Here is a 23,845-nt window from a genome sequence, read left to right as displayed (position 1 = left end):
ATATTATATCAATTTTAATTCCTGTCTTTTATAATCGCAATATAATCTTAATAAGTCGTATAGGAGCTGATGAACATGAGCCAGAAACTTCGTTGGGGAATACTGGGATGTGCCAGCATTGCCAAACGTTCGGTCATTCCCGGATTACAGCAATCCCGTCTGAATGAAGTCGCTGCCATTGCTAGCCGAGATCAGGATAAAGCCACACAGGCGGCAGAGGAATTAAATATCCCGACTGCATACGGCAGTTATGAATCCTTGCTAGCGGATTCTTCCATAGATGCAATCTATATACCGCTCCCGAATCATCTGCATAAAGAATGGAGCATCCGCGCAGCGGAAGCCGGCAAACACATTCTATGCGAGAAACCGCTCGCCTTGACTGAAGCTGAGGCAGCAGAAATGGCCGAGGCGGCGGCTAAAGCAGGCGTGCTTCTAGCTGAAGCCTTTATGTACCGTTACCACCCGAGGTATGACATGATCAAAGAGCTTATCACTTCAGGAGCCATCGGAGAGGTTCGGGGTATCCGCAGTGCGTTCACGTTTAACAGTTCAGCCAATCATGGGAACGTCCGGTTTCGCAAGGACTGGGGCGGCGGTTCCATCTATGATGTCGGTTGTTATCCGATCAACGCCGCGCGTATTCTACTGGATAGTGAACCCGAAAGCCGTCACCGGTCCAAGCCTTTTTTCTCGCCGGAACATGATCAGTGTTGATACTGATTGGCTTACCGGATTAATTGAATTCGAAGGTGATGTTTCTCTTACGTTTGACTGTGGGATGTGGGCAGCATATCGGAACCCGCTTGAAGTCGTGGGCACGGAAGGCCTGATTGAAGTCCCCTTCGCCTACAGCCTGCCCGAGAACGGTGCTAACTTCTTCTTAACGACCGGAGACGGTCGCAAAGAAATCGAGGTTCCTCATGCAAACGCATACAGTGAGCAGGGTGACCATATGGCCGAAGCCATATTAAACAACAAGCCCCTCCGTTTCCCGACGGAAGATGCCATCCACAACATGAAAGTCATCGACGCTTGCCTGCAATCCGCCCATGAGCGAAAGAGAATAGTGCTGTAATTGTGCTGTAATTACACCCCCAAGGAGGATATGAATATGAAATATATATCAATCAAGGGATTAGACAAACCGGTCTCTGCACTGATGAAAGGAACGGACTACTTCTATCATGATTCGTATGAGAAAGCCGCTGCTAATCTGGACGCCTATCTCGCTATAGGCGGCAATTCCGTTGACACCGCGCATATCTATTGCGGAGGTCAAAGCGAAGAAGTCATCGGCCGTTATATGCAGGAAAGAGGAAATCGTGATCAGCTTGTCATTTTGACCAAGGGCGCCCATCACGATCAGAACGGACCGCGTGTCAGCAAAAAAGATATTAAACACGATATCACCATAAGCTTTGAGAGACTCCAAACGGATTACATCGATCTGTACGCGCTGCACCGTGATGACCCCTCTGTTCCAGCAGGCGAAGTGATTGAAGCGTTGAATGAATACATTGCGAATGGCAGTGTGGGGGCCATCGGGGTATCCAACTGGACATGGGAGCGTATCCGTGATGCAAATGACTATGCCGCCGCAAATGGACTGGTCGGATTCTCCTTCAGCAGTCCCAATCTAAGTCTGGCCAAGCCGAATGAACCGTTCTGGAAAGGCTGTGTCTCGGCGGACGCCGAAACCTGCGCTTGGCATGAGTCCGAGCAATTCCCACTCCTCTCCTGGTCTTCTCAAGCCAGAGGATTCTTCACCGGCCGATTCACGCCGGAGATTCGAGACAATGCTGACCTTGTGCGGGTATTCTACAGCGATGAGAACTGGAAGCGGTTAGAGCGGGCCAAACAACTGGCAGCATCCAAAAATGTGACAGCCATACAGATCGCTTTGGCATACGTGTTGAACCAGCCATTCCCAACCTGTGCGCTAATCGGTGCGCAGTCAGCAGATGAATTAAAATCCTGTGATGAAGGATCTCTTATTCAGCTGACAAAAGAAGAATTGGACTGGTTGGATCTTACAACGGATCAGATGTCCTGATCACACACAATGTTGGGTCCAAATTTACCGTCCAAATACTAACAACGTTACCCTTGCAGTTGAAGATCATGAAGAGTAATTCCATATATCCAAACCAAAACTCCAACCCCTATCCAAAGGTTGGAGTTTTTCTGCATCCGGATCATTTCACCTATAACCACTCACTTAAATCGATACCACTGCTTAAGCGTTATAATGCCCACAGTCATTTGTCCAACGTATGCTTCGAACCAGAACCAAAATTTCTAACGGACTAAGCAGACGTTATTCGAAAATATCCGCCCCTTTTATAAAACTAACGGACACCAGAGTCCTAATAAACAGTAAAAATGGGGATTCAAGGCGGATTATGGTTGTATAGCGTATCTCTGGTCCGTTAGATTTGGAATAGAGCACGATATTAGCATATAACGGCCATGAGGTCCGTAAGATATTCTACTGCCTACTCTGTTGCGTTACTGCTCCCCCGTTGCTCTACGGCTTACCTTGTACTCTACTGCCTATACTGTTACTCTACCTGCTCTCCTTGTTGCCCTACTGCTCCCCCGTTGCTCTACGGTTTACCTTGTACTCTACTGCCTACTCTGTTGCTCTACTGTTCATCTAGTTGCCCTACTGCTCACCCTGTTGCTCGTCAGCCCATCTTGTTACTCTACTGCTCACCCTGTTACTCTACTGCTCTCCCGTTGCTCTACGGCTTACCTTGTACTCTACTGCTTACACTGTTACCTTACGGCTCCCCCGTTGCTCTCCGGCTTACCTTGTACTCTACCTGCTCTCCTTGTTGCCCTACTGCTCCCCCGTTGCTCTAAGGCTTACCTTGTACTCTACTGCCTCTAATGCTCACCCTGTTACCCTACTGCCCATTCTTTAGCTCTACTTACCTTGTGTCTATTGCTCACCTATTCCTTGTCGCCCTACTGCTTACACTGTTACTCTACGGCTCACCTGGTCTCTGCAAAAGCCCCTTCACTCCTCACGCCCCATAATAATCATTACGAGATCCACAAGGCCAAAAAACCGACCCTGGTTCAGGATCGGTTTCTCTTAATTCTCTTCGCTTACATGGCTTTCAGGCCAAGGACTTCATCCTGAATCCCTCGAGCATTCCTGTTATCACATCCATCGTTTCCTGAAGGCCTCCAGCCGTTTCCGGCATCTGTGCGATCCATAGCGAGCATTCATTTAACGCCCCTGACAAGGCATGGGTTAATGCATCCACAGGAACCGGCTTCAGAATTCCCTGTTCCTGCATCAAGACCAACTGCTCTCTCAGATGAGTCATCGAATTCTGCTCGTCCATCTCGCGCCAAGCCTCCCAGCCCACAACACTGGGACCGTCAATAAGCATGATTCGCTTGTTTTGCGGTTCTACCACGGCAGTGATAAAGGCACGACAGCCAAGCAGCAGCTGATTCCAAGGATCCTCTGAGCTAGTCGCTTCCTGTTCTACCCGATCTGCAATTTCCGTTTGCACTAACTCAAGCACGGCAAGGAATAAACCTTGTTTATTCTTAAAATGATGATACAGCGCGCCGCGAGTAACCTTGGCTTCGTCAGCAACCTCCTCCAGTGCTGTATTCGCATAACCCTTATCCGTAAAGTGGGCTCTGGCTACCTTCAGCAGCAGTTGAATGGTCCCATGGGTCTCGCTTTTGCTTCTTCTCATAGTATGCAGGTTCTCTCCTATACAAAAATACTGATATTAAATTCGACGATACCAGCCCTAAGACTCAGACGCAAGCGGCTTTATTTCATCCGATAGAAGATATGCCAGCTCCGTTAACAAAACAATCATGCAGGGATGGACACACTCATTTTCCAGCTCCGCTCTCGTCGGATGACCATACATCCTCGTTGTACTGCTCCAGAAAGGCCTGTGAAGGCGGGATGATCTTGATAACATCGATAAGCACCCCATTCGGGTCGCTGGTAATGAAATGCCGTTGGCCAAACTCCTCGTCCCGAATATCCAGATGAAGCGGCAGCTTCTCATTTATTATAAGCCTTTCGTACTCCGCATCAACATCCGCCACCTCAAAATTTAGAAGCAGTCCTTGTACATTCGCCTGATAAGCGGAAGGAACCGTAGGGTGATCTTTAGACAAAAAGGCGAGTTCATAGGAGTTCTTCCCTTGTTCTCCCCATTTCAGGCTTACATACCAATCGGCTTCAAAAACAATCTCAAATCCAAATAGCCGCGTGTAAAACTCTGCGCTTTCGGCTATTTGCTTTGTCATAATAACGGGATAAAATCCTTGAAGCTTCATATGGGAAACATCTCCTTATATTTGGGATGAATCCAATTTAACATACATACTGTATGTATGTAAACAATAATTTTCAATACCTTCGCATAAAAAAAAGAACCTGCAGCGTTAACTGCAGATTCTTCTGCTTGCTACCACAGCAAGCTGACAGCCAATAAATTGAACAATGCAAGCGGTAATATTACATTAGGATTGGGCCCAAAGGGAGGATAACCGGGATAGAATCCTCTGTTTCCTTGTTCTACAAGAATGTACACATTCTTTGCATCTACATTAATGACTGTACCTTCAAAAGCTTCATCATCCATCGTATGGACTCTTACCTTGCGATTCATGACATTTTTCATGGCTGCATGAGCGTTTTCTCTATGCTTCTTCATGGAATGCACCAACTGATGGTCACATTGAAACAGCATTTGCTGTTGATTGGTATAATTGTTCATGATGCTCCTCCTTCATTATCTTCTAATCGCATTGTATGCAAACGGCCCGCCAAGGGTGTTCGCCTACCTGCTATTCCCGTTTAATCCATGCCAAATACGGGTATAGTACAACCAAATATAAGGAGGGCAGAACATCATGGATAAACAAAGTATACAGGCTAGAACCGGAGGTTTTTTTCTTGAAGATAACGGAAAAACAGTAGCGGAAATCTCCTACTCCCCTCAAGGAGAAGGTGTGATCAGCATCGACCATACCTATATTTCACCAGGTCTTCGGGGACAAGGGCTTGCAGACGAGCTTGTCCGCAAGGTCATAGATTATGCGCGCGAGGAAGAGCTGAAAATCATCCCCGCCTGCTCCTATGCCGGGCATTATTTTGACAAAAACCTGGACGATCGCGTATTGCTCTACAAATAGCATCCGGATCGGAACAGCATCCTATCCTATTATATTTCATTGAGAACGGATCTACCTTTTAGCTCGACCTTAGGACCTTAGCCAGCCATAAGATTGCTTCTCTTATCGGTTGGCTTTCATATGTCCATTATTTCCAAGTTCATATTGAAATTTGGGAATATCTATTGCGATAGAGTGATCCTATCCACTATGATCAGATGGTATAAGCTTAGCTCAGGGAGGCAACTGATATCATGACGCACGCAGCGGAAGATTGGGTCTGGGAACAGATGTTTAACAAGCTGCCCCTCGGGGCAATCCTGATTTCTGCGGTTGACGAGCAGGTAGTTAAGGTCAACGACCGGTTCTGCGAACTTATCGAATCGGAGCGTTCTGCACTGCTGCAGCGCAAACCTTCCGAAATCCAAGTGCTATCCGACCTATCCATCAACCAAACACTACTATCTTTAACTAATGACAGAACATCCCGTCTAAAAAAAGATTCTTTTTTCATTCGTCAGGATGGCAGCAGATTTTCGGTATCCGTGGATATATCGCTGCTTGAGCACCCTTCACCTGGAGAGGCTCCGTGGATATTATGCTGTCTTGGACAAGAAACGGTCCAGAAAGTAACTTCTCTGCCGGTCATCAAGAATGATGAATTGCTTGCACTCATCTTCAAGAGCGGACAAGATCTAATTTCCATTAGCAGCGAAGACGGAATCATTGAATACATCTCACCCTCTGCAACAGACATACTTGGCTATACCCAGGAGGAAATGACTGGGAAGCATCGAGCAGCCTTCTATCATGAAGTTGATTCTGAACAAATGAAGGAACCCGGAAAGCTATTTTCGGATGACCATAGTTTCATACGCCGTATCCGCCATAAGAATGGCCATTATTTATGGTTTGAAACGTCCTTCCAGCTGATACGGGGAACGAAAGGCGAGATTTCGAAAGTCCTTGCCATCGCGCGCAACATAACCAAGCGTAAAATCGATGAGGACACATTAGCCCAGGCGCAGCGAATCGCCAAGATCGGCTCCTGGCGTTGGGACTTGATCACGCATACGTTAACCTACAGCGAGGAAATGAGGCGAATCTATGGATACCAGATCAGCACCATCGAATCAAATCATGACTCACTGCTGGCAATGGTCATACCGGAAGACCGCGAACGCGTAGAGTCCATCGTAAGAAAAGCTCTTGTCGGTACAGCCGATGAAGTCATCTATCGGATCAAGCTTCATGACGGACATATTCGGACGATCCGAGCGCAGTGGGAGGTCTCCGTTACGAACGATGGCAGGCCCATTGAGATGGTGGGTATGGCCCAGGATATTACCGAGCAGGTATTGATTGAACAGCAGTCGCTGGACAATGAGAACAAGTACAAGCTCATCACCGAAAACTCGCTTGATTTTATATCGAGAAGCACCATCGAATGTTCAACATTTTTATACTGCTCCCCCTCCTGTTATTCTCTCCTCGGGTATCGTCCGGAAGAGATGGTGGGTACGAGTGCTTTTGATTACGTGTACGCCGAGGATATTCCCTCGCTTCAGGAGTATTTTAGCAGCTGCCTGGTCGGGAAATTGCTCACACCGATCACCTTCCGCTATATACATAAGGATGGCAGGCACATCTGGTTTGAAGTCAATTGCAAGTACATTAGCACGCAGGACAATCAGAGGAACGAGATTATCTCGATTGCCCGCGACATATCCGAACGCAAAATGATGGAATTTAAACTAAAGGAGAATGAACAGCGCTACCGCTCTCTTTTTGAATACAATCCATCTGCCGTTTACTCCATGAATCTGGACGGCGATTATTTAACGGCCAACCACAACCTGCAGGAGCTGACGGGTTATACATTGGACGAATTAGTCGGCATGTATTTCGGACCGATTGTAGCGGAAAAAGATATGGCTCGCACGCTGTACCATTTTAACCTGGCGAAGGAAGGCAGACCACAAAGCTATGATCTGACCATTATTCATAAGGACGGCCATCCCATCGAGATCAATACCATTAACATTCCGATTTTTGTAGATGATGAAGTGGTTGGCGTCTATGGCATTACAAGGGATATTACCGAACGTATACGCACCATGGAAGAGATCAAGAAACTCAGCCGGGAGTTATCCCTGCTGCTTAACACGGTATCCGAGGGGATTATTGGACTGGATATTCACGGTCAGGTCGCATTCATCAATCCGGCTGGTGCAGCCATGCTTGATTACGAGCCCCTTACCACCATCGGGAGACCCTGTGATCAGATTGTAAAAGAGATTCGCCATGACGGCACCTTCTATCGGGGCGAGGATTCCCCGCTTGTACAGGCTGTCAGGCAGGGAACTCCGCTTTCAAGAGCCGAGATCGTACTCTGGCGCGGAGATGGCACCAGCTTTCTTGCAGATTACCAGGTCAATCCGATCTGGGATCAGGGTGAACGCAAGGGCGCTGTCATGGTGTTCCGCGATATCACCGACGAAAAAGAAATCATCCGGGCTAAGGAGAATGCTGAACGAGCCGATCAAGCAAAAACGGAGTTTTTGACCATGATGAGCCATGAGCTGCGAACACCGATGAACGGAATTATCGGCATGATTGAACTGTTGAAGACAACCGAGCTCGATGAGGATCAGCGTAATTACACGGACATTCTCATGGAAAGCAGCGGCTCCCTGCTGCACATTCTGAACGAGATCCTGGATTTCAGCAAAATCGAAACCGGCAATATGACCCTCAATTCTGAGCCGATCGATGTACAAGCTTTGCTTGAGAGCATTGTCGATTTATTCTCGGCCAAGGCCAAGGAAAAAGGTTTGTTGCTATCGTGCAGCATAAACACCACGGTTCCCGATGTGATCATCGGCGATGGCTTGCGATTGCGGCAAGTGCTTGTTAATCTGATCAGCAATGCAATCAAATTTACGAATGAGGGCAGCATCTCGATGAGTGTCGAGGGATTGCACAGAACGGGAACTCAGGAGTTCACCCTTGCTTTCCAAGTGAAGGACACCGGAATCGGCATACCGGCCGAGCAGCAGCATCAGCTGTTCATGTCATTCTCTCAGCTTCATCCCTCCCTGAATCGTAAATATGGCGGGACTGGACTAGGGCTCGCGATAAGCAAAAAGCTGGTCGAGCTAATGGGTGGTGTCATCGGCGTTGAGAGCCGGGAGCAGCTTGGTTCCTCCTTCTACTTTACCATTCCGACACGTACACTAAATGAAGATGGATCAGGATAAGTAATATGAGGACTTATTGTCTCCATCCGCACAAAAAGGGTGATCTACAGCCAATGCAGGCTGTGGACCACCCTTTTGTTCAATGAGCGAATATCGCTCTACTCGTATAAGGATTCCAGCTCGTCTACCAGAGTTCCTACATAAGCTACCGCTTTGGAAATCGGCTCGGACGTGGACATGTCCACACCTGCCATCGCCATCAATTCCAGCGGGCTCTTGCTGCCTCCGGCTTTGAGAACCTGAAGCCAGCGGTCTACGGCCGGCTGCCCTTCCTCACGAATCAGCTGCGCTGCCGCTGTTGAAGCAGTTAATCCCGCTGCATACGTATACGGATAAAGCCCCATGTAATAATGAGGTTGTCGCATCCAGGTAAGTTTTGCGCCTTCATCCAGCTCCACTGCGTCTCCCCAGAAGTCCGTGAGCACCGCACCCTTAAGCTCAGACAGCTTATCTGCCGTAATCGGCTCATCCGCCATCGCATGACGGTATACCCTTCTCTGCATCTCCGCTTCGAGAAGATGTGTCACATAATTATGATAGTACGTGCTCAGCAGTTGAAGAATGATCCACCGGCGCATCCGCTTATCCTCGGATTGACTGAGCAAGTGATCCGCCAGCAGCAGCTCGTTCATCGTTGAAGGTGCTTCGATGAAATACATCGAAGGACGGGCATTCGTTATGCTCTGATTATGGGCAGCCAGCATCAAATGACCTGCATGCCCAACCTCATGCGCCAGCGTAAAGGCATTTCGCATATTGTCCGCCCATGCCATCAGAATATAGGAATGCACACCGTAAACGGAGGAACAGAAGGCACCCGTGGATTTACCGATATTGTCGGCGTAATCCACCCAGCGCTTGGTGAACGTTGACTCAACGATCTCACCGTATTCCGGCCCAAGAACCGACAGCGCTTGAGAGATGGTCGAGCAAGCCTCTTCATAGGTTACGCTTGGATTAAAATCCGGATCCATCGGTGCTTTCAGATCGCAGAACAGCATTTGATCCAGTCCCAGCACACGCTTCTTCAGCTTCATGAGCTTCCGCATATGAGGAGCAAGCTCCGTCAGGATGGTATCATGAATATTGTTGTACATTTCCATTGTCACTTGCTGCGGCTTCAACAGCATATCTGTTACGGAATCGTATCCGCGAAGGCGAGAAAGCACTACTTGTTTCTTCACTTCCGTGGCGTAGGCTTCAGCAAATGTATGACGAGAGCCGTGCAATGATTTCGAGAATGAAGCAAAGGCTTCACGGCGAAGCTGTGCATCCTCGGACATCTCATAAGAATTCTCGTATAAACGGAACGAGACCGGCTTCGTATCTTCGTTCACTTGGATATCATCAAAAGTCATATCCGACAGCTTGCTGCGCAGGTATATGCGGTAAGGCGAACCGAGCACCTCTCCGAGTGATGCGAGCACGCTTTCCGTCTCAGGGCTCAGGCGGTGCGGCTTGGATTCCAGCAGCAGATTCAAGCTTCGGGCGTAAGGAGCGAGCCCATGGTTGTTTGTTATGTACTGATCGATAATCCCTTCTTCAAGATCCAGCAGCTCCGATTCAATGAATGTCAGGGAGGACTGGATGCGGGATAACACATCACCGGTTTTCGCCGAATTTGCCAAATTAAGCGGGTTGGTTCCATCTTCGGATTGTCGAAGTCTGGCATATGCCCCGACTTTGCTGATGCTCTCCATCAAAACTTCCTGTTCGTTCAGGCATTCCAGAAGAACAGAGGCACCTTCACCCAGCTTGCCTTTAAATCTTGTCAATTCAGCGGCCTGCGATTCAAGCGCTTTTAAACCCGCTTCAAATTCGTCTTGCGAGACAAATAAATCATCCAGATTCCAGGTAGCTTCAATCGGAACCTCACTACGTGTCAGCATTTTTCCCATGGAAACAGCTCCTCATGTCTTATAATCTCATGACCACATATTCCTCACTAAATATTAGTAAAAGAATAACAATTCCATCATATCACAGTTTATTTCTGGAGCGTATCCGATTTTCTATCTTGACTTCTGGACCTGTTTATGGATATAGTTATCCCATACTCTGATCTAAAGGAGAGATTTTGATGTCGGTGGTCGTTCTTAACTAACCAAATTTCATATGGGTCGAAATGGAAAATTATGGACATTCCCTGCTTAGGGCTATGTTTATTTTTTGATGGTTATTCATTTCGTCCGTTGAATTAGTTAAGAACTGCGGATATCAATTGAAGCCCCTTTGGGTTTATTCCGATATGATATGGTGATCCGTGCTGAGTTCAGCGCGGATTTTTTGGGTCTCCCCTCTGCTACATCAGGGGTTATTTGGAGCTATCCCATCACACCATACCCATCAGAATAACGGCCTATGGGCGGAAAGTGAACCTTAGTAGTTCACTTTCCGCCCTTTTTTGCGTTGCATGACACCCCATTTCCAGAATAAAGGAGAACCGAAAACCATGAATCCATTTGCATTAAACAAATTAGAGTATGAGAAGATTCGCACCGATCTCGAACGCTTTGCCGTTTCATACCTGGGTATCGAGTATATACGGAAGATGGCGCCGCTCACCCAAATGAAAGCCATCCGCCATAAATTGAATGAAACCGAGGAAGCAAGAATTCTGCTTCATACCGGAGCGAGCGTACCCATTCCATCACTGGAAGGAGTCGAGATGATTTTAGAACTGCTCGGCACAGGATATGTGCTGTCTGAACGAGATTTCGGGAATATGGTCCAGTATCTGAGAAGCTGCCGGCAGCTCATTCAATATATGAATGCCAAGAGCGGCATCGCACCGACGATAAGCTCCTACGCCTCCGCCATGCATGAGCTGCGGCCGCTGCTGTCCGAAATTGAACGCAGCATTCACGGTGGCCGCGTCGTGGACCAGGCCAGCAAAGATCTGGCTAAAATCCGCAAAAAAATAATCGTAACCGAGGAACGGATCAAGCGGAAGCTCGACAGCCTTATGAGCCGTTATAAAGCGATCATGCAGGAGAGTGTCATCAGCAAGCGAGGAGGACGTTATGTGCTGCCTATCAAGAAGGAGCATCGCAAACTCGTGAACGGATCGATTCTGGACGAATCGGCAAGCGGGCAGACGGTATTCATTGAACCATCTGACCTGCAGGGACTCCAAGTGGAGTTGAACCTTCTTCATTCGGACGAGGCACGGGAAGAAACCAAGGTTCTGAGTGATTTGACCGCACTCACCGAGCAGTATCAATTCGAACTGAGAACCAACGCGGATACGGTCGGGATCTATGACTACATTATCGCAAGGGGCAAATATGCCATTTCCATAGGCGGACGCAATGTCCATTTGAACCAGGAAGGGTTTATCCACCTGAAATCGGCCGTTCACCCGCTGATCGGCTCTTCCATGGTGCCGCTGGACTTCACCATTGGGAACCGTTACAAAACACTGATCATCACAGGTCCTAATACGGGCGGTAAAACCTCGGCGATCAAGACGGTTGGACTCATTACGGTGATGGTTCAATCCGGTCTGCTGGTACCTGTAGCGGAAGACAGCCACTGTGCCGTCTTTGACGAGGTTTCCGTGGATATCGGAGATGGGCAGAGCCTGGAGCATGCCCTCAGCACCTTCTCTGCACACATTCGCAACATCCGCGACATTTTGCAGACGGCTGGCCGCTCAACGCTCGTGCTGCTGGATGAAATGGCGTCCGGGACGGACCCGGGAGAAGGTGTAGGCTTATCCATTGCCATCCTGGAGGAACTGCATAAACGTCAGGCTACCGTTGTGGTTACCACCCATTTTACCGAAATCAAAAATTTTGCGGAACGTACGCCAGGCTTTGAGAACGCACGAATGGAATTCGATGCCGAGACGCTGGAGCCGCTCTATCGCCTCCGGATCGGGGAAGCCGGCCACAGCTATGCCTTTGTCATCGCAGCCAAGCTGGGCATTCCTGAAGCCATTATCGCCAGATCACGCGAAATCACGGAAGCGGGAATTTCCAGCGGCAATACAGCCGTTGTACATCGAGAAAGCAGGGATCCCGTAGGCTTGGAGGAATCGAGCTCACCGGAACTCCCTGTCCTTCCCCCAGCCAAGCCGAACGAGTTAACGGACGTCAAGGCGAGTGAGGACGAAGCCTCCTCTTCCTCTCCCTTTCATCTCGGAGATCGAGTCTATGTACCTTATTTGAAACGAAGCGGTACCGTGTATGAAACTATAGATGCAAGGGGTAATGTAGGCGTCTTGATACAGAAGGACAGAATGAGGATTAACCATAAACGCCTGAAGCCTTACATTGCAGCAGAGGATCTGTATCCGGACGATTATGATCTTGACATCGTATTTGAGAGTAAAGAGAATCGGAAGAAACGCAGCATAATGAAACGCAAACACATTGAAGGACTTGAGATTGAAAAGAAGCCCGAGTGACTCGCACTTTGTTATGGCCAACCAGCCATCAGAAGCATACCCCGAACCACGCATCGTGCGCACAGGGAGCCGTGCGCACGATGTTCAAAATTTTAGAGTCGGTGTCGCATCGGATCATCGGAAACGATAACCCATTTTATGTTTTAAGGAGAGATATCTATGAACATTCGGACTGAAACTGGAGCAGATTACGAGAAGGTACACACCCTTCTCACCCGTGCTTTTCCGGGACAGGAAGAAGCCATTCTGGTACAACGGCTGCGTGCCGATAATTCCTTTCAGCAGGAGCTGTCCATCGTTGCGGAAGAAAACGGGAAGATTACGGGGCACATTATGTTTAGCCAGGCCGCGCTTTGGGAGGGAGGTCATGCCCATTCTGTCGCCGCACTGGCGCCGCTGGCTGTGCTTCCGGAATTTCAACGTCAAGGAATTGGCGGCAAACTCATCGAAGAAGGTAAACGGCGGTGTCGGTCGCTTGGCTATCCCCTTGTCTTTCTGTTCGGCCATCCGTCGTACTATCCTAGGTACGGTTTTGTACAGGCCAGGAACTACGGGATGGAGATGACCCAGTTTACCGTTTCGGACGAAGTTTTCATGGTTGCTGAGCTTCAGGAAGGGGCACTCCACAGCCTGCATGGAGAGTTCCGGTTCCATCCAGCATTTGAAGAACTGGGCTAAGCTCTACTCCAAAGACCACATCATGCGAATCGGTTAGAGCGATCCGCCTAATCCTTGGTGGCATTCATCTTCAAATATGTTGTACAATATAGTCTAAATGACTATTTGAAGGATGGTTTTCAACATGTATGTAGCTCAGGATTGGCAAGATTACGAGGTTATCGATACCGGTGGCGGGGAAAAGCTCGAGCGCTGGGGAGATGTCATTCTCAGACGCCCGGACCCGCAGATTATATGGCCGATTGAGCAAGAAGACGGACAATGGCGCAGTGTTCACGGACACTATCACCGCAGTTCGTCCGGCGGCGGTCAGTGGGATATGAAAAAGCAGCTGCCGGATCGGTGGACCATCTCGTACGACCAATTGAAATTTCATATTCGACCCACCAATTTTAAACATACTGGTCTGTTCCCGGAGCAGGCTGCCAACTGGCGCTGGATGATGGACAAGATCGCAGCGGCAGGTCGGCCGATAAGCGTACTGAACCTGTTCGCTTACACCGGAGGTGCTACGGTTGCTGCAGCGTCTGCAGGCGCACAGGTGGTTCATGTCGATGCTGCAAAAGGCATGGTCCAATGGGCTAAGGAGAATGCTGCATTATCCGGCCTTGCCGATCGCCCTATCCGTTATATTACGGATGATGTGTTTAAATTCGTACAGCGGGAAGAGCGTCGGGGGAATAAATACGATGCGATTATTATGGACCCTCCTTCCTATGGCCGCGGACCTAGCGGGGAAACGTGGAAGCTTGAACAGAGTTTGTACCCGTTCCTGGAAAGCTGCATGAACATCGTATCCGATAATCCGCTGTTTATGCTGATTAACTCCTATACGACCGGCATTTCCCCTACGGTACTGAACAACATGCTGACCATGACCATGAAACCGAAGTACGGCGGTACGATCAGTGCAGGCGAGATCGGATTACCGATCACTCGAACCGGCATGAACCTGCCTTGCGGCATCCTGGGTCGATGGGAGTCCTAAATCGATGAGCAGACGGGAATCCGCAGTGTACCCGGTCGTACCGATTCTGTTCGAGGATAATCATGTGTTAGGCGTGGCTAAACCGGTGAATGTCCCTTCTCAGGAGGATGCTACCGGAGATCCCGACATGCTGACCATACTAAAACAGGACATCAAGGAGCGCTTTAATAAACCCGGCAACGTATTTTTGGGTCTGGTGCATCGACTTGACCGTCCCGTCGGAGGGGCAATGGTATTTGCCAAGACCTCCAAAGCCGCTTCCCGATTATCCGAAGCAGTTCGGAGCCGCAGCTTCCGCAAGCAATATGTAGCGGTCGTTCACGGCATTCCTTCGAAGCCTTCCGGCCGACTCGTGGATATGCTGTATAAGGATGCAAAGACCAATACCGTCCATGTGACTTCAGAAGGCACTGACGGGGCGAAGGAAGCCATTCTGGACTATACGGTGCTCCAAACCTCGGAAGGCTTCAGTCTTGTCCTGATCGAGCTACACACGGGCAGACCACATCAGATCCGTGTCCAGCTTAACCATGCGGGGCATCCATTGTTCGGGGATCAGAAATATGGCAGCAAGGTGAATAAAGCGGGTCAGCAAATTGCGTTATGGTCTGTGCTGGTTGGATTTCCTCACCCCGTTACCAAAGAGGACATTTCCATACACTCGATGCCGCCTCCCGTGTATCCCTGGACCTCATTCTCCCTGGATAAACTGGAGCTGGCATTACAAGCTTACCGATAAAATCACAAAAAAACGAAATCCTTCCTAATGGATTTCGTTTTTTTGTCTTACTTAACGATTATGGAAATGAAAGTAATATGTTATTCCTTTACATTGCTTACAGCATGCCGAAGAATAGGGCAACGTCTCTCCTTGCAAGCAAATACCGCATGAAATTTCCGGCACCAGGATGGTTTGCTAGGGCTAAACTTGGCTGGCCCCACGCGTGAGCTGCAAGGTGTAGTCTCGCTCAGGGGCTTTTCACTCTATGCTTCTACCAAAACTTCCTGTGGTGCTGTGTTGATTTTTCCTAACAGATAGACAAGCAGTTGTTGATTATGGGATGATATGCGGTTCAGAATTTGGGAAAGATACTCTTCCCTTACCTGCAGCCCCCGCGTATATTCCTCGCGACCTTTATAGGATATCGTAACCCACACGATCCGTCTGTCATGCACGTCCCGCTCTCGTTTGATCAATCCGTTCTTCTCCATCCGGTCCAGCAGCATCGTCACAGCAGCCGGACTTGTTGCCAAGTATGGAATGAAATCGGATGGTTTCATCCGCTTCTGCTCTGCAAGCACCTCCAGCACCATCAGTTGTGGCTCCGTCAATGTAGGTGCTAATCCGGCTTCCATATGGAGTTTATAATCCTTGGCCAGCTTGGACCACACTTTGGCAAATTCGGCAGTATGCATATTATCCCGTCCTTTCCGTTATGTCTGTCAAGATCGATCATCACAAGCGTGTTGTGGTCAAACTCGAAACGATAGAATTCCACCGAAGTCATGCTTTTCATATTAGTTTATAGGATTAACTTTTCGCGGGAGACCTCGCAATATCCTTCTTTTTTCGTTAAAAAATATAATTTCCAATCAAGCGACAAAACCTGATATCCCTTATATGACGGCGTATTTCAAGGTTCACTCAACTTCGACAATGCCAGACATATGTCAAATAGTATAAATGTAAAATGTCCCCTTTCGCAAACGCAGAATATAACAAAAGCACCTCGACAAAATATCATCGAAGGTGCTTATTGTCCATCTTACACTCTCAGGATTATGCTGATTAGATAATCTATGTTCAACTTTCTTTGCCTGTCTCCGTAATGGGCAGATTGACCAAATCCACAATCTGTCCTTTTTTGCCAACATCGGCAAGAAGCTTGCCAATCGATTTACGTTCTGCGATCGGAACCTGCTCCGTATGAATCGGATAGGCTTGTCCATCTTCGCTGTAAGCCATAATCTGCAGAGGTTCCCGGCAGTAGAATGCCCCGGCAATGGCACTGCCGTTAGGCTTCACCCGCTTGCCTTCCTTGAACTCAAACGTAGCCATCCCTTTGCCGCCACGGCTTTGAGCCTGGTAATCCAGCAGCAGACTGCGCTTGCCATAACCCAGATCGGTGATCGTCAGAATCTCACCCTCGTCGTTCTCCACCCATAAAGCTGCAACAACCTCGTCTCCGTCACGGAGCTGGATACCCCGAACCCCACCGGACACGCGTCCCATCGCATTGACTTCCTGTTCATTGAATCGGATGCTCATTCCTTCTTTGGAGATCAGCACAATATCTTTATGGCCATCACTCATGACAACCTGGATAATGCTGTCATCCGCTGCAACCTTGGCAGCAGCGACCGCACCAGCCCGCTTCGTGGCATAATCCTTGAGCTCGGTGCGCTTCACTTGGCCTTTGCGGCTTACAAATACCAGCGATTTGCCTGGATCTTCAAAGTTTGATACCGGTATGACGGATACGATGTTATCCTCTTTTGGCACTTGGATCACATTGACTATGGCGGTGCCGGCATCTTTCCATTTGTACTCCGGAATCTGGTGGACCGGCAGTAAGAAGTATTGCCCCCGGCTTGTAAAGATGAGCAAGTTCTCCAGTGTGTTGACTTCAAACAGACGGGTGATGTAATCGCCATCCTTCACGCCGGAGCTTCCCAGCTCACCGCCGCTGCGCGTAAAAGATAACATGCTGGTGCGCTTGATGTAACCTTCGTTCGACAACGTTACGAGCACATCTTCGGCATTAACCAGCACCTCAAGATTAACCTTGATCTCTTCCACTTCTTCCTGAATGACCGAACGCCGTTCGATGCCGTACTTCTCACGGATTTCGAGCAGTTCCTTGCGAATGACAGCAATCAGCTTTTTGTCGCTGTCCAGAATCGCACGCAAACCCTCGATTTTTTTCGTCAGCTCGTCCAGTTCTTTTTGCAGGGAATGAATTTCAAGGTTGGTAAGGCGGTATAATTGCAAAGTCAGAATGGAATCGGCCTGACGCTCCGTGAAACCGAACATCCATTGCAGGTTGTTCTGTGCATCCTGACGGTTTTTGGAGGCTTTAATCGCCGCAATAACCTCGTCCAGAATGTTGAGGGCCTTAACCAGACCTTCCAATACGTGCGCCCGGTCCTCCGCTTTCTCCAGCTCGAACTGCGTGCGATTGGTGACAACTTCACGCTGGTGCTCGATATAAGCAGTAAGCATCGCTTTGAGCCCCAACTGCTGAGGGGTTTTATTCACGATGGCAACCATATTGAAATTGTATGTGATCTGCAGATCGGTTTTCTTCAACAAATAAGCAAGAATTCCGTTTGCGTCAGCATCCTTCTTCAGCTCAACGACGATGCGCAGCCCTTCGCGGCCGCTCTCATCCCGCACCTCGGCAATGCCCTCGACTTTTTTCTCAAGCCGAATGTTCTCCATGGCGGTGACAAGCCTCGATTTAACGACCTGATAAGGAATTTCCGTGATCACAATCTGCTGCTTGCCGCCGCGAAGCGATTCAATGTCCGTCTTCGACCGCAGATAGACGCGACCTTTACCTGTGCGATAAGCATCCAGAATGCCTTCGCCGCCCATAATGATGCCGCTGGTCGGGAAATCCGGACCTTTGATAAAGGTCATAATTTCAGCCAGCTCAATCTCTGGCTTTTGCATGACGGCAATACAAGCATCAATCACTTCCCGCAAATTGTGAGGCGGAATTTCAGTGGCAAAGCCTGCGGAAATCCCGCTTGCCCCGTTAACGAGCAGGTTCGGATACCGTGAAGGCAGCACAACCGGCTCCTTGGCCGTATTATCAAAATTGTCCTTGAACAGCACGGTCCGCTTCTCGATATCCCGCAGCAGCTCCATCGCAATGGATGACAGCCTTGCTTCGGTATAACGCATCGCTGCAGCCGGATCATCATCCTGGGAACCCCAGTTTCCGTGACCGTCCACCAGCACATGCCCCATCTTCCAAGGCTGGGCCATACGGACCATGCCTTCATAGATCGATGAATCCCCGTGAGGGTGATAATTACCCATCACATCTCCGACCGTTTTCGCCGATTTACGATATGGTTTATCCGGTGTGTTACCCGAATCGTACATGGCGTACAGAATTCGCCGCTGAACGGGTTTCAGGCCGTCACGAACGTCCGGGATTGCCCGATCCTGAATAATATACTTGGAATACCTGCCGAATCGATCACCTACAACCTCTTCCAGATAAGCCGGTAAAAATTGCTCCGATAAACTCATTCATTCACCTTCTATTCCTCAAACTCCGCGAAGTTTACATTTTCTACAATCCAGCGCTTGCGAGGGTCCACCTTATCGCCCATCAGCGTTGACACGCGACGCTCCGCCTTGGCAGCGTCATCGATCTGCACCTGCAGCAAGGTCCGTGATTCCGGGTTCATCGTTGTTTCCCACAGTTGTTCCGGGTTCATCTCACCCAGCCCTTTATAACGCTGCAGCTCATAATTCTTGAATTCCTTAAGGTAATTAGCCAGCTGCCCTTCTGTCCAGGCATAACGAATCGTTTCCAGTTTCCCGGATTTGCTGGCGATTTTATATAATGGAGGCTGCGCAAGATAGACACGGCCTTCATCAATCAGCGGTTTCATGTACCTGTAGAAGAACGTGAGCAGCAGCACTTGAATGTGAGCGCCGTCCGTATCCGCATCGGTCATGATAATAATCTTCGAATAATTGCTGTCCCCAGCCGTAAATTCCGTGCCGATCCCCGCACCAATCGCAGAGACAATCGCACGATATTCATCATTCTTCAAGATATCGGCAAGCTTCGACTTCTCCGGATTCATCGGTTTCCCTTTAAGAGGCAGAATGGCCTGGATTTTCGAATCCCGTCCTTGCTTGGCAGAGCCTCCTGCGGAGTCCCCTTCCACAATAAACAATTCGGTTCTTGAAAAATCCTTCGATTGCGCCGGAGTCAGCTTGCCGCCAAGGTTCGAGCTTTCACTGCGTTTCTTGCCGCTGCGCATTTCATCGCGTGCTTTACGAGCCGCTTCCCGGGCTTTAGACGCCTGAATGGCTTTCTTCAGCAGCGTCTGGGCAACCTGAGGATTCTCTTCAAGGAAAATCTGCATCTTCTCGGTGACGATGCTGTCCACGGTGCTGCGGGCAGAGGCGCTTCCCAGCTGATCCTTCGTCTGACCGACGAATTCAACCTCAGCCATCTTGACGCTGATGACCGTCATCATGCCTTCGCGCAGATCGTTTCCTTCAAGATTCTTATCCTTCTCCTTCAGGAGATTGTTCTTGCGGGCATAATCATTCATCACGCGCGTATAAGCCGTCTTAAAACCCGTCTCATGTGTACCGCCGCCGCGGGTCGGGATAGAGTTTACGAATGAGGCCAGCGTCTCCGTATAACCGGCATTATATTGAAGGGCGATTTCGACCTCGATGTCATCCTTCTCCGCGTAGAAATGAATCACATCGTGCAGTACATCCTTGCCTTCATTCAAAAACTGTACGAACTGGCTTGCGCCGCCTTCATAGAAAAATTCTTCCCCATTTCCGCTTCGCTCATCTTTTAATACAATGCGAAGTCCTGAATTCAGGAAGGCGATTTCCTGCAAGCGCTCTGCAAGCGTGTCGTAATTCAAATGCGTGCCTGTAGTAAATACACGCGCATCCGGTTTAAACGTAATCTTCGTTCCCGTTTTGTTGGTGTTGCCGTGCACTTCAAGCCCGGTTACCGGTTCACCGACATGCTCTTTCCCTTTAGCATCCTGCCAGTATTCGAAGCGCTGGCGATGAACTTTACCTTCGCGGTAAATTTCGACTTCCAGCCATTCGGACAACGCATTCGTAACCGATGCGCCAACTCCGTGAAGACCGCCGGACTTCTTGTACCCAGAGCCTCCGAACTTACCCCCGGCATGCAAAATGGTAAATACAACTTGCGGGGTTGGTATGCCTGTCTTGTGCATTCCTGTTGGAATTCCGCGCCCATTATCGTATACCGTCGCGGAACCGTCCTTATGCAATGTAATTTCAATTCTCGAGCAGTACTTGGCCAAATGCTCGTCTACGGCGTTGTCCACGATTTCCCAAACCAGATGATGCAAGCCTGACGAGCTTGTGCTCCCTATGTACATGCCTGGCCGTTTGCGTACCGCAACAAGGCCTTCGAGCACTTGAATGTCGTCAGCATCGTATCCTGAACGGCTGTTACCGCCATTCTTTGATGACTCTGCAAACATATCGATCTGTTCGACCATTCATGCTCCTCCTTCAATTTCACGTATCGAGTGTATTTCTTCGTTCAATATTTTAGAAGAACGCTGTTCTCTAAAAAAATGCAAACAAATGTTTCATGCTTTGTCCATTTTAATTCAAGATATCCCTTCTCGTAAAGACACTGAATGAAACAATAACCGCACAAGCCGCCCAGAGGGCCAATACGATAAGAGAAAAATTCAATGTCATCCCTTCAATCGGCGGCAAATTACCTGCCAAATAATTTGTCAAATTCAGGTTCACCATGAACAAATATTTCGCACTGCTCCAGGCCGAGGCCATATTGGTCAATATATTGCCCGCAATCAGAGCCGCCATCATAATCACGATGCTGGCCGCCGTACTGCGCACCAGCACCGACACCATAAAAGCAAGCATACCTATACAGATGCCAACGAACCACACCAAACCGCCCTGCATCAGCAGGTACTTCCACTGGGGCACGGCATGAACTCCTGACATATCCACCTCAGAGCCAACGATCTGGAAGCCAGTGAATACCGGTATATCAAATCCCTTGTACCCGAAGGCAAGACCGGATATCAGATAAGCAATAATATAAGTGGACAATACAATCAGAGATGTAAACATGATCAGGGCGATCAGTTTGCTCAGCAGCACCTTCCAGCGCTTGACTGGCCTTGTAAGCAGCATCTTGATGGTTCCTGTCGTCCGTTCGCCGGATACAATATCCGATGCAATGGCCATAATGAGCAGCGGGATAAACAGGGATATCGCATTGTTCAGGAACTCCCGCGTGAATGTAACCCCGTTTGGTTGATTAGGATTCACATCATGCTGCAAATAATACTGCATTTGCTGAATAAAAATCAGACGATATCTTTTCCACTCATCCGGCACCCTGTCACTGCTGAGTGAGTTCTCATTATCCGTTATCCGCTGCTGAAGCTCAAGCCGCCAGTCACTGTTGAACTTCTCCTGGCTCCGCTCCGCCGATTTCATCTGGGCATAGGTAAACATGGGAACAAGAGCAAGCAGAACAAGCAGGACAACATAGAAGCGCTTCCGTTTTATGATCTTAATGCACTCATTCTTGATCAGAGGCAAAAGACTACTCAATGCTCTCACCTTCCGTCATTTGCAGGAACAGCTGCTCCAGCGTAGGATTGATCCGGTGAACTTCCCGGACCTGTACACCCCCGGACACCAAGCGTTCCACTGCCCTTGACGTATTATCCGAGCTGATTCGGGTCACAACAGCTTCCGGCGACATGCCTGCCAGCAGATTATCGTCAAGCACTTCCTCCGGATGATTAACGATCTCACAATAATCCAGTTTTTGCAAAATCCTCTTCCCTTGCACTGCCGGATTAAGATCCCAGATCACATGATCACTATTGCCTGCAATCAATTCGTCAACCTCACCGACCGCCAGCACTCTTCCACTGCTGATGATCGCCACACGGCTGCACAGAAGCTGAATCTCGCTCAGTAGATGACTCGATACAAACACCGCCAGCCCTTCCGCGGCTAATTGGTGGATGAACTGCCGCATCTCTTTGATCCCCTTCGGATCAAGACCGTTGGTAGGCTCATCAAGAATAAGCAGTTTGGGCCTGCCAAGCAGTGCCTGTGCAATCCCCAGGCGCTGCCTCATCCCCAGGGAATACGTGCTCACCTTGTCGTGAATCCTTCGGTCCAGCCTCACGGTGTTTACAACTTCCTCAATCCGGTGCTGATCGATGCCGGGCTGCATCCGTGCAAAATGCTCGAGATTTTCCCATCCCGTCATGTAGGAATACATTTCAGGATTCTCTACAATGGAACCAATATAACGCAGAGCCTGTTCCTGCTGACGGTTGACGTCATACCCGCATACCCTGATCATACCAGATGACGGCTTAATCAAATCCACCAGCATGCGGATTGTGGTTGTCTTTCCAGCCCCGTTAGGACCGAGGAATCCAAAAATTTCTCCTGCACGGACGTCAAAGGAGACATCATGTATAATCCATTTTCGACCGATTTTCTTTTTTACATGCTGGACGGATAGTACGATTTCTTGCGCTTGTTCATTCATCGATTCCAACTCCCCATATGACATGTCTCTGTGACTAGAGCATTCCCTGCACAATTCGATCCGCTATAGCCTGATATCCTGCACCATTCGGATGAAAGTGATCCGACGACAGATATTCGCCTAGCTTGTGCTGGAACAGATCAAATGTCGGGACCAACGTCATATTGGGATCCCTGTTCACGATTTCCATGGCCGCTTGATTCCATGCAGAAACAACGATATTGCCGGGTATCAGCAATTCTTCCAAATCGGAAAAGGGATGATACAAACCGACATAGACAATTCTTGCCTCCGGGTTGATCAAACGTATCTTTTCCAAAATCGCCTGCAAACGTTCGGAAGCCATTGGCAATGCCCCCATTAACTTCGCAGGATCAAGCTCCAGCTCATCGGGGCTGGTCGCCTCCTCCATTAAATCGCTCCCCTGAAAAATATCATTGCCGCCGATGGAGAGCATGATGACGTTTGCTTGCTTCAACGCGTACTGTATTCCTTTATCGTCCAGCTTCGGCAGGAGCCCCTCGGTTGTCATTCCGTTGATAGCCAGATTAGCCAGAAGTTTGGCTGTTCGCCCGTCACCGTTCATCTGATCGACGCTTCGACGTACAAAGCCGCTTCCGGAGTTGTCACCTGTTCCTTTGGCAAGCGAATCTCCGATGGCTGTTACCTTCAGATCTTTCGGCAGTGCAGGAAGGGATGGCGCTTGATCTGGTTTCGCCGGTGCTGCCTCTTCGTCGGATATCTCTGGTTCGCCGCCGGATAACAAAGGCTCGCCTTGCGGATTATTAATATCCTTGAAAGCATACACAAAACCCAGAATGAGTACAATCGTTACAATAACCGACACGGAGGCAGTAATACGCCATATCCATGCAGATGATTTCATGACATTCCCCCTACAAAATTCCTCATTACATTACCTTAAGACTTCTATAAAAAATTTGCAAATCGCAACACGCAAATAAGACTGCCCCGGACGCAGTCTGACGACGTGCTCGGGGCAGTCCTGATTCATATAAATGATATT

Annotated in this window: 17 protein-coding genes and 1 pseudogene; 8 read left to right on the top strand and 10 right to left on the bottom strand. The window is 49.0% G+C overall.

The features are described 5' to 3' along the window. Positions 1–75 precede the first annotated feature (75 nt). Positions 76–1,078: pseudogene (locus PVOR_RS12625) on the top strand (Gfo/Idh/MocA family protein). Positions 1,079–1,114: 36 nt separating this feature from the next. Beyond that, complete coding sequence (locus tag PVOR_RS12620; protein WP_006209587.1) at positions 1,115–2,056, top strand: aldo/keto reductase; 942 nt, start codon at positions 1,115–1,117, stop codon at positions 2,054–2,056. Positions 2,057–3,128: 1,072 nt separating this feature from the next. Here PVOR_RS12620 and PVOR_RS12615 read toward each other — a convergent pair. From PVOR_RS12615 to PVOR_RS12605, 3 genes are all read right to left on the bottom strand, one after another. Then, entirely contained in the window at positions 3,129–3,725 is a 597-nt protein-coding gene (locus PVOR_RS12615; RefSeq protein WP_006209586.1) for a TetR/AcrR family transcriptional regulator, read from the bottom strand. A 145-nt stretch (positions 3,726–3,870) separates the two neighbouring features. Further along, entirely contained in the window at positions 3,871–4,326 is a 456-nt protein-coding gene (locus PVOR_RS12610; RefSeq protein ID WP_006209585.1) for a VOC family protein, read from the bottom strand. Between the two features lie 131 nt (positions 4,327–4,457). Continuing rightward, positions 4,458–4,769, bottom strand: coding sequence for a hypothetical protein (locus PVOR_RS12605; protein WP_006209584.1), 312 nt, complete (start codon positions 4,767–4,769; stop codon positions 4,458–4,460). A gap of 136 nt (positions 4,770–4,905) precedes the next feature. Between PVOR_RS12605 and PVOR_RS12600 the strand changes: the two genes are divergently transcribed. Both PVOR_RS12600 and PVOR_RS12595 read left to right on the top strand, forming a co-directional pair. Then, a complete protein-coding gene (locus tag PVOR_RS12600; RefSeq protein WP_006209583.1) occupies positions 4,906–5,187 on the top strand; it encodes a GNAT family N-acetyltransferase in 282 nt (93 codons plus the stop codon). 233 nt (positions 5,188–5,420) lie between these two features. Then, positions 5,421–8,426 carry a PAS domain-containing protein gene (locus PVOR_RS12595; protein WP_006209582.1) on the top strand — a complete coding sequence of 1,002 codons (3,006 nt, stop codon included), beginning with the start codon at positions 5,421–5,423 and terminating at the stop codon, positions 8,424–8,426. 98 nt (positions 8,427–8,524) lie between these two features. Here the strand turns inward: PVOR_RS12595 and pepF are convergent, their stop codons facing one another. After that, entirely contained in the window at positions 8,525–10,324 is a 1,800-nt protein-coding gene (gene pepF, locus PVOR_RS12590) for an oligoendopeptidase F (protein ID WP_006209580.1), read from the bottom strand. A 554-nt stretch (positions 10,325–10,878) separates the two neighbouring features. Here pepF and PVOR_RS12585 point away from each other — a divergent pair. The 4 genes from PVOR_RS12585 (at position 10,879) to PVOR_RS12570 (ending at position 15,242) form a co-directional block, all read left to right on the top strand. After that, complete coding sequence (locus tag PVOR_RS12585; protein WP_006209579.1) at positions 10,879–12,837, top strand: endonuclease MutS2; 1,959 nt, start codon at positions 10,879–10,881, stop codon at positions 12,835–12,837. 159 nt (positions 12,838–12,996) lie between these two features. Then, positions 12,997–13,515, top strand: a complete 519-nt coding sequence (locus PVOR_RS12580) for a GNAT family N-acetyltransferase (protein WP_006209578.1) — start codon at positions 12,997–12,999, stop codon at positions 13,513–13,515. A gap of 124 nt (positions 13,516–13,639) precedes the next feature. After that, positions 13,640–14,503, top strand: a complete 864-nt coding sequence (locus tag PVOR_RS12575; RefSeq protein ID WP_006209576.1) for a class I SAM-dependent methyltransferase — start codon at positions 13,640–13,642, stop codon at positions 14,501–14,503. A 4-nt stretch (positions 14,504–14,507) separates the two neighbouring features. Then, positions 14,508–15,242, top strand: coding sequence for an RluA family pseudouridine synthase (locus PVOR_RS12570; RefSeq protein ID WP_006209575.1), 735 nt, complete (start codon positions 14,508–14,510; stop codon positions 15,240–15,242). A gap of 245 nt (positions 15,243–15,487) precedes the next feature. On the opposite strand, the gene PVOR_RS12565 is transcribed toward PVOR_RS12570, so the two are convergent. From PVOR_RS12565 to PVOR_RS12540, 6 genes are all read right to left on the bottom strand, one after another. Next, the gene (locus PVOR_RS12565) at positions 15,488–15,919 is read right to left on the bottom strand and encodes a MarR family winged helix-turn-helix transcriptional regulator (protein WP_006209574.1); all 432 of its coding nucleotides are present in this window, start codon (positions 15,917–15,919) and stop codon (positions 15,488–15,490) included. Positions 15,920–16,307: 388 nt separating this feature from the next. Further along, on the bottom strand, positions 16,308–18,767 hold the full coding sequence (gene gyrA / locus PVOR_RS12560; RefSeq protein ID WP_006209573.1) for a DNA gyrase subunit A: 2,460 nt from the start codon (positions 18,765–18,767) through the stop codon (positions 16,308–16,310). 11 nt (positions 18,768–18,778) lie between these two features. Then, the gene (gene parE, locus PVOR_RS12555) at positions 18,779–20,758 is read right to left on the bottom strand and encodes a DNA topoisomerase IV subunit B (RefSeq protein ID WP_006209572.1); all 1,980 of its coding nucleotides are present in this window, start codon (positions 20,756–20,758) and stop codon (positions 18,779–18,781) included. A gap of 109 nt (positions 20,759–20,867) precedes the next feature. Beyond that, a complete protein-coding gene (locus PVOR_RS12550; protein WP_006209571.1) occupies positions 20,868–21,857 on the bottom strand; it encodes an ABC transporter permease in 990 nt (329 codons plus the stop codon). Further along, on the bottom strand, positions 21,850–22,818 hold the full coding sequence (locus tag PVOR_RS12545; RefSeq protein ID WP_006209570.1) for an ABC transporter ATP-binding protein: 969 nt from the start codon (positions 22,816–22,818) through the stop codon (positions 21,850–21,852). The genes PVOR_RS12550 and PVOR_RS12545 overlap by 8 nt, the downstream gene beginning before the upstream one ends. Before the next feature lie 34 nt (positions 22,819–22,852). Then, positions 22,853–23,704 carry a GDSL-type esterase/lipase family protein gene (locus PVOR_RS12540; protein WP_006209569.1) on the bottom strand — a complete coding sequence of 284 codons (852 nt, stop codon included), beginning with the start codon at positions 23,702–23,704 and terminating at the stop codon, positions 22,853–22,855. Between the last annotated feature and the right edge of the window lie 141 nt (positions 23,705–23,845).

It is taken from the genome of Paenibacillus vortex V453 (genome assembly GCF_000193415.1).
GTDB classification, from domain to species: domain Bacteria; phylum Bacillota; class Bacilli; order Paenibacillales; family Paenibacillaceae; genus Paenibacillus_AQ; species Paenibacillus_AQ glucanolyticus.
The sequence above is the reverse complement of the archived record's forward strand: the minus strand, read 5'-3'. Positions and strand labels throughout refer to the sequence as shown.